Source organism: uncultured Roseobacter sp., assembly GCF_947493125.1.
Lineage (GTDB): Bacteria > Pseudomonadota > Alphaproteobacteria > Rhodobacterales > Rhodobacteraceae > Roseobacter.
The window spans coordinates 1-9,207 of sequence record NZ_CANLQB010000022.1; the positions used below are offsets into that span (position 1 = coordinate 1).

Sequence of the window (9,207 nt, forward strand, 5' to 3'; positions counted from 1 at the left end):
CGAGTATCAGAGGCTCGAAGATGCCTTCCATCGGCTGATCGGGACGACCTTTCAGACGGACATCAAGACAGGCGACAAGCGGGAAACGCGGTTCTTTTCGCTCATCGATTCAGGCAGTGGGTTCGTCTACCATGACGATGAACGGATGCGCCTAGATTACTGTGAAGTCATTCTGTCAGACTGGTTCATGCGGGCAATTGAATCCTCCGAGGTTGTGACCATCTCGCCCGACTACTTCCGACTCCGCCGCCCGCTTGAACGGCGACTATATGAGATTGCACGGAAGCACTGCGGCAACCAAAAAAAATGGCATATCGGCCTTGATAAACTTCAAGCGAAGACGGGAAGCAACGCTCCGTTGAAGCGGTTCCGCTTGAACCTGCGCGAGATTATCGAGTCCGACCACACGCCGTTTTATCGGTTCGAGTTGGACAACAAAGACCTTGTGACGGTACGGCCAAGGGCGGCTAAAGTCGAACTTGGTCAGGACATTTTCATCCCCGAATGGGCAGAGGAAAAAGCCCGCGAGGCCGCCCGCGAAAAGGGCTGGGACTTCTACGCTCTCAGAGACCAATGGCTGGCCTTCGCTAGGTCGGAAACCGCACGCGGTAACCCGCCAAAGAACGCAGGCGCGGCCTTCGTGGCGTACTGCCAGAACGCAAAAAAACTAAGGTAATGGAAATCTCAGGCGTTTTAGATTTCCTTGCCGCGAACTTGCTCGCCACCTATGGCGCGGCAGTTGGGACCATAGCGCTCGGCCTAAATTTTGTACGGTATAGGCATGCCGTAGCGGGCAGCAAAATCAGGCTCAAACTGGAAATCCTACCCACGGTGACAGAGGATGAGTTCATCGAAAAGTTGAAGCTGCCCGAAGAAGAACAAGTATTCAGGTCTGCTCCAACCTCTCTAGTGACGCACAAGGTCAAGGTGAGAAACATCGGTGCGGTCACGGCACATCTCGAAGATGTATGGGTCGTTACTAAGCAAGGAAGAGAAAACGCCACTACGCGGAGGCCATCTAGCACGAGTTTGATTTACGAGGCGGTTTCCACGACAGGAAATATCGAGATACCGCCACGCTCCTCTCGCTCCTTTTCAGTGTTTTCCAAGGAAGAAGATGGCTACCTCACGCCTGTTCGAGCCTTCGCCATAGATGAAACTGGCAAAAAGTGGCGTTCTTAGCTTGTTACCAGAACCCAAAGAAGCTGAGAGGAGCGACCAATGAAAACCGTATGCCCGCATAGCTGCTCTGGCGGCACACAAGACCGCCAGAGAGACATGACAGACGGGATGCTCTCCAAGCTCCCAGACGACCACAGGAAGGCGGTAGGGACACCGAAACGGTGTTCCTACTGCGGATGTGTCTACGACAGCGTGAGCAAGCGTGTATTCGGCAAGTATGACCCCCCAATGGGTCGAGAAGGCTGGCATCCAAGGTAAGTTGCGCAGACTGTTGATATGCTCACCGCCAGAAGGCCGTAAAAATACCAATGAGGCCGCCCAGAAGGCCGATCATGGCAGACGGCCAAAGGAAAACTAGCTCCAATCGCTCCCGCCGTTCCTGCCGCACTTCGCGCCCTAATCGAGCCAAAACCTCAGGAGACAGTGTCCATCTGCCACTATAATCAGAATATTTCCAATCAGGAGATTCCGTATCAAATTTTGGGACGGGTAACAGCAATCTGTCGGCCTGATTAGTAACGTAGCTATGCTGTAAGCTTCGTATTTCGCTTCGCACGTTGTCCTGTTCAAAGAACATCGTAGACGCAATTCCCTGTTCGTCTTCCCAGTTCTGCTCCGCGCGAGCTTTCTCAATATCTTCGCCATAAGCATCTATAATTGCTTGCTCTGCTGTCTGTAACTTTTTCAGGCTTCGGCGGAACTTCATATCCTCAAAAATCATAGCTTCTGTGAAGAACTTCATTTGATGTCCTGTTCTCAGTCTTTGCACAGCTTACGGCGTGAAACTTTGTCCTGGCGTGGGTGGTTTGAATGGCCGTTCGTCGTCGTCATCGTCTTCACGGCCTCGGCCAAGGCCATAGCCACCGTCTTTCGCAAGGCCGTAAGGACTGGATGCAAAGCCATAACGGTTTTCACGTTCGGCCACATCGCCTTTCGATAGATCGCGGCCTTGGTCTTCAATAATCCGTTGATTGCGCCTGACGTTCTCTAGGGCTTCGTCCAGTTGATCGGCATAGCTTTCACGGGTGATGGTCATAACATCGTCATGCTGTTCTCTGGCTTCGGCGCGCTGTTCTTTGACCTCCTGCCGTATGGCTCGGATTTCTTCACGTTCGGCCAATCGTTGCAGGTCGCCCAGCTCCTTGCGCTCGGCCTCCTGTGCCTTCTCAAGCTTGGCCGTGTCGATCTCACCACGGGCGAGAAATCGGAATGCCCCCGCCAATGTTCCACGGTTCTCAAAATCGAAGGCATCGCCGGCACGTCCGGACAAAAGAGATTTTAGCCGGCTTCCTGCTGTGGCGGTCATATCCTCGATGGCCTGTCTCTCGGCCTCTTGGCGTTGAAACAGATCGCGCCAGTCTTCCCGATAAACTTCTTTGATCGCGGCCTTGGTGTCGTCGATCCGCTCGGTCTCCGTTTCACGGAGTGCGGCCAAGGTCTCCCGATATGATCCGTTCAATGCCTTCATTTCGGCGCGCTGTGCGTCCCTGAGAGCCTGCAACGTGTCTTCGACTGTTGCCAGTGCCTCGGTTGGGTCTTCGCGCTCCTGTGGCCTCTCTGTGGCTGTCTGGCGGGCAAGCTCGGCAATCTGCTCCTTTGCCTGCTGAACGGTGGGCAAATTGTCCAGATCATCAAGCCGCAAGGTCTCTCGAATATCCTTGGCCTTCACGCCCTCGATCTGGCGGTTAAGGGCGTGAACCTCGCCTACATGATCCAGCACCACAAAGCCCCGCTTGTCGCCCTCTGCAAGCGTGTATCCCTGCTCCTGAAGGGCTGACCTGAAGGCGGTGGCACTATCGGCCATGTGATAGGCTTCTGTGATCGTTTCTCGCCGTTCGGAGGGTGTTACCCCTGAACGTTCAGACTGCCCCTTTTCGGCAAGGGAAACCTCTGCAAAACGATCCTTGAATCTGTCCGTGCCTCGATCTTCGCCAAGGTGCTTTGGCATCTCATGGCCAAGATCTCGCACCAGTTCCCTAGCTACCTCCCGCAACTTCTGGCGGTCAAATTCCATGTGCCGCGCCTGCATCTTCTCAAGGTCGATCCGCGACCATGCAACGTGACAATGCTCCCGCCCGTCCTTCACATGAAACACCACCGCGCGGGGCTGATCCTGTAGACCTAACTTGTCCTCGATCTTGTCGATCGCCGCGGCATACTGTTCCCGTGTCATGGGTTCGCTTGGATTGATCGAAAGGCTGTAAATCGGCTTGGTTGATTTCGTGCCTGCGGCTACCGCCTCGATCTCCTGAAACGCCCCTGCAAGATCACTGGCGGCAAAGCCTCGCAACTCGGCCACCTCGACACGTTCATTCCCTCGTGGTGGCTGTGTGTGGGCGTCTGGGTCGATTTCGTGGTGATCGTTCAACAGGTGGCGGGCAAGCTCCTGCCCGTTGGCGCGAATGTTACCCTTCAGGATCACGGCTTCCGCCCGAGGGCGGCAAGGCAAGCGTCCCGCATGGCGCGCACATCGGCGATAGCTTCGGCAGTACTGTTTGAACCTGCGCCCCCTGTGCCTGCGTTCAAATGGTGGGCGATCTGGTTCAGGTTCGAACCCACCTTGCCAAGCTCGCCCAGCAATCGCGCAACCTCCTGCGTGTTGACAGAAGGGCGGCGACGGGCACGCGGGGCAGGGGCAGAAAGCAGGATCGAACGGGCATAGCTGGCGGGCGTCAACTCGGCCTTATCAGCCAACGCCTCGACCTCGGCAAATTCATCATCGGTCATACGGATACGCAAAACGGCCTGCCGTTTCCGCGTCTCCGATCCAGATGATTTGCCCTTGTCGTGCTGTGCCATGTGCGCCTTCTTTGGGGATGCAACGGGGGGTTTTTGAAACCTCCCTTGCCAAGATTGCGGTGCTACCGCGAACATCTTGCATAACGCGATAACCCAAGTTTCTGAATCTAATCTATCTACTATGTGACCGTTATGACAAGCCAACAATCACGGTCATCCACAGTTAAACCAGAACCTTAACTTCAAACTCCCGCAGGTGGGCTTCGCGTAAACTGGGCAGCAGCGTTGAGAGAACACAGTGGTGCGCTGAGCGGGAATCGAACCCGCATCTGCTCATGGTCATAGAGCCGTTCTGGCCTTTGAACTATCAACGCCTGAACCGCCCAGTGCGAAGCCCACCTGCGGGTCAAGCCCGAAGCGGCTTGACTAAACATAGAAATTAGGTCATAATTACTGCCATATGGTCATAGAGCATTAAGCCGCCACAGAGTTTCTGTCGCGGCTTTTTTAATTTCCAAAACATCTCTCTAGCCTGCCCCTGAGAAATTTTGCACGATCCGAAGATCAGAGGGTAAAGCCATGAACCAGCTACATTTGACAGAACACGGAAGCGCACGGTGGCTCGAAAAAAACGAAGCCATCAAAGCGGGACTAATCGACAAAGACGGCATCACGCTCGGCCACGCCTTCGGCAAACGTTGGGGCGCAGAACCACCCGCCGTTGATCCTGTGACCTACACAGGGGAAGCGCATATGGTGACAATCGCCAAGAACAGAAGCGGCAAAGGTACAAGCGCAATTGTCCCCGCCCTGCTGTCCTATGAAGGCGGTATTCTCTGCATTGATCCCAAGGGCGAAAATGCCATCATTACCGCCCACCAACGCCGCAGGATGGGGCAGGATGTTCAAATCCTCGATCCGTGGAAAATCGCCCTCAAACGGCTTGAGGGGGAATGCGGGTTTGACGGATCGGACGACGAAAAACCGCCCTTCCAAGCGGCCAGCTTCAACCCTCTGGACATGATCGCACCTGACAGTATGGACCTGACAGACGACACAATGACGGTTGCCGAAGCCTTGATTACGGAAAGCGGGAACGATCCTCATTGGTCGCAGGAAGGCAAAGCCGCTATGGCTGGCCTTATCATGCACGTTATCACCTCGCCCAAAGAAGAAGGGCAACGCCACCTTCCAAGGGTGCGGGATATCATATCCATGCCCCCGAAAGAGTTTGGTGAACTGGTGCTAGACATGGCGCAAAGTCATGTGCCAGCCGTTCGCAACGCCGCAAACCGTCTCAGGAGCAAAACCGAAAAAGAACTGGCCTCGGTCATGTCTACAGCGGCGTCCAATACGCACTTTCTGGACAGCCCCGCGATCAGATCAACGCTTGAATCCTCAAGCTTTGATTTCGGTGGCCTCAAGGACAATGACAGGCCGTTGACGGTGTTTCTTGTCCTCCCTGCTGAACGCCTCAAAACACATGGGCGGTGGCTTCGCTTGCTCGTCTCCATGGGGTTGACGGCCATCACTCGGAAGGTAGGAAAACCGAAAAAATCCGCCCTGTTCATCCTCGATGAATTTGCCGCTTTGGATCGCCTGCAAATGGTGGAAGAAGCCTTCGGCCTCATGGCTGGTTTTGGGATGCGTATCTGGATTATTCTGCAAGACCTGTCACAGGTGCAAGACCTCTACAAAACCCGTTGGCAAACGTTCCTTGCAAATGCAGGCGTGATCCAGATTTTCGGGATCAATGAGCCACTGACCGCAGAATATTTTAGCCGATACATGGGACAACAGACGGTTGAACAGATATCGAAAACAACAGCCGAAATAAGGCAAGGCGGATTCTTGTTATCCGCTGCTGATCCGCATTATCGGTCAATGAAGGATCGAAGCTTTGGCCGTAGTCTCATGACGGCGGATGAACTCATGAAGATGCCAAATGACAAGGCCATTCTCATGATATCGCCTCATGATCCGATGATCGTGGATAAGGTGGTTTACTACCAAGATGCACGGTTCATCGAACCTGAAACAAGCAAGCGGATGTACGTCCAGCACCCCGACTACAAAGCCGATCCAACCCTCCCGATCTATGCAACGGGGCGCATCGGACGGGCTGTTGTTCGACATTTGAATGGTGACGGGAAGCCAGAAAAAACCCGCTTCAAGTGGACATGGACACCCCTGAAATACGCTCTCGGCACCTTCCTTCTCGCTGTAGCTCTATGGCAATGGGATCAATGCGGCTGGGACAATACCCCACCGAATGAGGCGCAATGCTTCTACAAATGGGGGGCAGAAGCGCCCCCCATTTGGGAGGCGATCCAGCCCTTTACAGGTTAAAAAGGCCACTCGCCGTGGAGTCATCCCCTTCCAATGATCTTTGAAGGAAAGATATTGGAAGGGGTGTTTCTAGAGTGATCGGCCATGTGTCGGCATCAAGAAAAATGCGGTGCGGTAGCTCCTATTTTTCTTGACCCCGCCCCCTGCCCTCGGTGCTTGTTTGACGGATCGTGCGAATGTGGCAAACTGTTCATGTAAACACGTTCAGGGTGAACGTGCGAAACCAACATGAAACAGGGGCAAACAGGCATGAAAACACTGACTTTAGGGGAGGCGGCTAAGGAGTGTTCACGATCAAAGGCAACACTCTCAAAGGCCATAAAAACAGGGAAACTTAGCGCAACGAAACAGGACAACGGGGCGTTTGCAATCGACCCTGCGGAGCTTTTCAGGGTGTTTCCAGCAAAGGAAAAAGGTGAACAGGCAGAACCAAGACGAAACACTATAATGAACACCGATTTAGCTATGGAAATCGGGCAGATACGGGCAGAGCTTAAAGCAGAACAACGCCTGACGGCTGAAATGAAGGATACCATAGGCGATTTGCGGCAACGGCTGGATGATGAAGCCAGAGAACGCCGCCAGCTTACCGCCCAGATCACAGATCAACGGGCGGAGAAGTCGAAAAAATGGTTTTGGCAGAAATAGCAACATGCCCAGTTTGCGAAGGGCAGGGGAACTGGATTGACGATCTCGGCTTCACCGTTCGGTGTAGCTATTGCAGAGGCTTTGGCCGTGTAATGAAATCAGATGCAGTCGATCTTGCACAATATGGGACAGGGCTTAGGAAACTGAACGATGGGGAAGTCCCGTTTTAAGCTGGGGCAGGTCGAATGCCTAAAGTCACTGTACGGGGCTTAAATCGTTCCTTATTTCAGTCGATGGTCGGAGCCTGCTTCCGCGCAAAGGCAGTCAACACAGACGCCATGCGGCGTGTGTAGCCTTTCGGATCATCGCTCTTGAAGTAGCGGATCACGTCTTCATCCAGTCGCATGGTGACAGTCGGCTTGGCGGCGGATCGATCCCAGTCAACATCGCTCATGTCGGGGATGTCGTTGTAGTCGATATCCTCATCCGTGGTTGCATCATAGGCAGCCTTGGCCGTGTCGCTCAGCCTCGGCGTGGCCTTGGGGTCAAGTGTGTATGTCTTTCTGCTCATCGTAGCGTTTCCTTTCTCCAGTGTTGGCCTTCCGCGCGGAAATGATGCGGATCGCATCGCCGCGCATGGTATAGGCCACGGCGAACAAGCGGCCTTCGATCTCACCGAAGGTGATCCATCGTTCTTCGCCATAGTCGAAGCGATTGTCAGGGAAGGTGAAGCGGCAGGGGTCTAGGAAAACGGCGGCGGCTTCCTCAAACCCGAATCCTCGCCTCTGGCGGGTCGCTTCTGATTTTTCATCATCCCATTCAAACTGCATCGTTGCCTTCATTGTTTAATGTAACACAAAGTGTCTTACGTTTCCATGAGAACATATTCCCAGCCTACTTCTGGCGTTTCAGGGCTATGACCATGGCTGTGATACACAACATTGCGACTACGAAGACCATAGCTGTCAGAGCCAATATTCCAGATGCATCAGCTTGAAAAATAAAGGCTTTCAAGCTGATTGAGTTAAGTTCTTGCGTCATGTCTATGCCTCATAAGTTGTTGTGAGACGATGCTATCGAGCAGATTCGCCTCTGTGCGGCAGAAGTCTCTATGGGTCAAAGATGTGCCGCAATGCACGGACATCCTGTGCATAGATTAGCCCTTCGAGAAAAGAGGTTTTAGTGTTTGTTTACATACGCTTAACGCATCATTCGGCATCAAGAATCCAAGCAAGCTTCTGATTTTTCAGAATTCGCAATTGATTCTTGTTCGGACGATTTTCCCAAGAAAATCCTAGCCTGTTGCGGGTATGGCTATGGTGAGCCTTAATTCCCATCGGCTGAATTTCAGTGGTTGGGCTGGTCTTAAGTGCCTTTCCTTCGGAGCCGCTGTCGCTGATGCCGTCTCGGAAACGCCCCATGGTTCTCCGTCAAGGCGGCGAAGCCCCTGCTTTAGCAGGTTGCCTTGATGGAGGTTCTGGGGTGGTTCAGGCATCTATCAGCGACTGTGCTCGATGGATGGCACGTCTCGCCTTTCCTTTGGTGAGCTAGAGCGAACCTGAACCGCGTTGCCCATAGGGCAATTATCGCGGTTAGAGCATCGACCATAGGTCGATTCTTTTTAGGCAAGCCCTTTGGGCGCAGCCTAGTGTTAACATTGTTAACTAACGTAGTGAGTTACGGATTCGGCAGAGCCTTATGAATAAGGGCTTTGGCCTGTGGATGGGTTCCGAAACTAACGAACTTTGGTTCCGAAACTAACGAACTTTGGTTCCGAAACTAACGAACTTTGGTTCCGAAACTAACGAATGGATTTTCCGTAAGTAAGGGTTCCCGATATGACGAATTTCATTTGGCCGACTAGGAACTTGTGGACGGTTCTCGATATGACGAACTTTTGGTTCCCGATGTAACGAAAATCGTCTAACCTGAGTCGCATGGCTTTGCTTCCAGTCCGACATCCCCAGAAAGACTTCTTCATCCTCGACATCGCGGATGTCGTCCCGAAGGACGACACAGCGTCGATGGAACACCCGATTTTCAGTCTCGCCACGAAGCCCGACCATCGGCACTTGCACTATGAGGCAGGTGGCAACCGTCTCAAAATCGTTCCATCAGGGCGCGGCCTGCCGACCATCTTCGACAAGGACATCCTGATTTTCTGCATCAGCCAACTGATGCACCTCAAGAACCAAGGGAAACCTATCGGCAAGCGGGTGCGGTTCTCGGCCCGCGAGCTGATGATTGCAACCAACCGCAAGACGGGCGGGGTCGAGTATCAGAGGCTCGAAGATGCCTTCCATCGGCTGATCGGGACGACCTTTCAGACGGACATCAAGACAGGCGACA

General features: G+C 53.5%; 11 protein-coding genes and 1 tRNA gene. 5 read left to right on the top strand and 7 right to left on the bottom strand.

Annotated elements, in window-relative coordinates; translation table 11 throughout:
• Window positions 1-676, top strand: a 676-nt coding sequence (locus Q1A71_RS23510) for a replication initiator protein A (RefSeq protein ID WP_299682802.1), incomplete at its 5' end; no start/stop codon positions are given.
• Window positions 676-1,182 carry a hypothetical protein gene (locus tag Q1A71_RS23515; protein ID WP_299682805.1) on the top strand — a complete coding sequence of 169 codons (507 nt, stop codon included), beginning with the start codon at window positions 676-678 and terminating at the stop codon, window positions 1,180-1,182. The genes Q1A71_RS23510 and Q1A71_RS23515, both read left to right, overlap by 1 nt.
• A 280-nt stretch (window positions 1,183-1,462) precedes the next feature.
• Here Q1A71_RS23515 and Q1A71_RS23520 read toward each other — a convergent pair whose 3' ends face one another.
• The 4 genes from Q1A71_RS23520 to Q1A71_RS23535 form a co-directional block, all read right to left on the bottom strand.
• Complete coding sequence (locus Q1A71_RS23520) at window positions 1,463-1,924, bottom strand: hypothetical protein (protein WP_299682806.1); 462 nt, start codon at window positions 1,922-1,924, stop codon at window positions 1,463-1,465.
• Window positions 1,925-1,954: 30 nt separating this feature from the next.
• Window positions 1,955-3,604, bottom strand: a complete 1,650-nt coding sequence (locus Q1A71_RS23525; protein ID WP_299682808.1) for a relaxase/mobilization nuclease domain-containing protein — start codon at window positions 3,602-3,604, stop codon at window positions 1,955-1,957.
• Window positions 3,601-3,981 (bottom strand): plasmid mobilization relaxosome protein MobC, encoded by a 381-nt coding sequence (gene mobC, locus Q1A71_RS23530; RefSeq protein WP_299682810.1) that lies wholly within the window; start codon window positions 3,979-3,981, stop codon window positions 3,601-3,603. The genes Q1A71_RS23525 and mobC overlap by 4 nt, the downstream gene beginning before the upstream one ends.
• A 239-nt stretch (window positions 3,982-4,220) precedes the next feature.
• Window positions 4,221-4,295, bottom strand: a tRNA-Val gene (locus tag Q1A71_RS23535).
• A 205-nt stretch (window positions 4,296-4,500) separates the two neighbouring features.
• Here Q1A71_RS23535 and Q1A71_RS23540 point away from each other — a divergent pair.
• Both Q1A71_RS23540 and Q1A71_RS23545 read left to right on the top strand, forming a co-directional pair.
• Entirely contained in the window at window positions 4,501-6,270 is a 1,770-nt protein-coding gene (locus Q1A71_RS23540; protein WP_299682812.1) for a type IV secretory system conjugative DNA transfer family protein, read from the top strand.
• A gap of 249 nt (window positions 6,271-6,519) precedes the next feature.
• Window positions 6,520-6,918 carry a hypothetical protein gene (locus tag Q1A71_RS23545; protein WP_299682814.1) on the top strand — a complete coding sequence of 133 codons (399 nt, stop codon included), beginning with the start codon at window positions 6,520-6,522 and terminating at the stop codon, window positions 6,916-6,918.
• Between the two features lie 226 nt (window positions 6,919-7,144).
• On the opposite strand, the gene Q1A71_RS23550 is transcribed toward Q1A71_RS23545, so the two are convergent.
• The 3 genes from Q1A71_RS23550 to Q1A71_RS23560 form a co-directional block, all read right to left on the bottom strand.
• A complete protein-coding gene (locus Q1A71_RS23550; RefSeq protein WP_299682816.1) occupies window positions 7,145-7,429 on the bottom strand; it encodes a BrnA antitoxin family protein in 285 nt (94 codons plus the stop codon).
• Window positions 7,404-7,688, bottom strand: coding sequence for a BrnT family toxin (locus Q1A71_RS23555; protein WP_299682819.1), 285 nt, complete (start codon window positions 7,686-7,688; stop codon window positions 7,404-7,406). Before Q1A71_RS23555 ends, Q1A71_RS23550 begins: the two co-directional genes overlap by 26 nt.
• A gap of 378 nt (window positions 7,689-8,066) precedes the next feature.
• On the bottom strand, window positions 8,067-8,279 hold the full coding sequence (locus Q1A71_RS23560; protein ID WP_299682821.1) for a hypothetical protein: 213 nt from the start codon (window positions 8,277-8,279) through the stop codon (window positions 8,067-8,069).
• Window positions 8,280-8,795: 516 nt separating this feature from the next.
• Here Q1A71_RS23560 and Q1A71_RS23565 point away from each other — a divergent pair.
• The coding region (locus Q1A71_RS23565) for a replication initiator protein A (RefSeq protein ID WP_299682823.1) at window positions 8,796-9,207 on the top strand (412 nt) is incomplete at its 3' end.

Bases quoted from the DNA above. Each gene is read 5' to 3' on its own strand.
- Q1A71_RS23515 (WP_299682805.1), top strand. From the start codon at position 676: ATGGAAATCTCAGGCGTTTTAGATTTCCTTGCCGCGAACTTGCTCGCC.
- Q1A71_RS23520 (WP_299682806.1), bottom strand. From the start codon at position 1,924: ATGAAGTTCTTCACAGAAGCTATGATTTTTGAGGATATGAAGTTCCGC.
- mobC (WP_299682810.1), bottom strand. From the start codon at position 3,981: ATGGCACAGCACGACAAGGGCAAATCATCTGGATCGGAGACGCGGAAA.
- Q1A71_RS23540 (WP_299682812.1), top strand. From the start codon at position 4,501: ATGAACCAGCTACATTTGACAGAACACGGAAGCGCACGGTGGCTCGAA.
- Q1A71_RS23545 (WP_299682814.1), top strand. From the start codon at position 6,520: ATGAAAACACTGACTTTAGGGGAGGCGGCTAAGGAGTGTTCACGATCA.
- Q1A71_RS23550 (WP_299682816.1), bottom strand. From the start codon at position 7,429: ATGAGCAGAAAGACATACACACTTGACCCCAAGGCCACGCCGAGGCTG.
- Q1A71_RS23555 (WP_299682819.1), bottom strand. From the start codon at position 7,688: ATGCAGTTTGAATGGGATGATGAAAAATCAGAAGCGACCCGCCAGAGG.
- Q1A71_RS23560 (WP_299682821.1), bottom strand. From the start codon at position 8,279: ATGGGGCGTTTCCGAGACGGCATCAGCGACAGCGGCTCCGAAGGAAAG.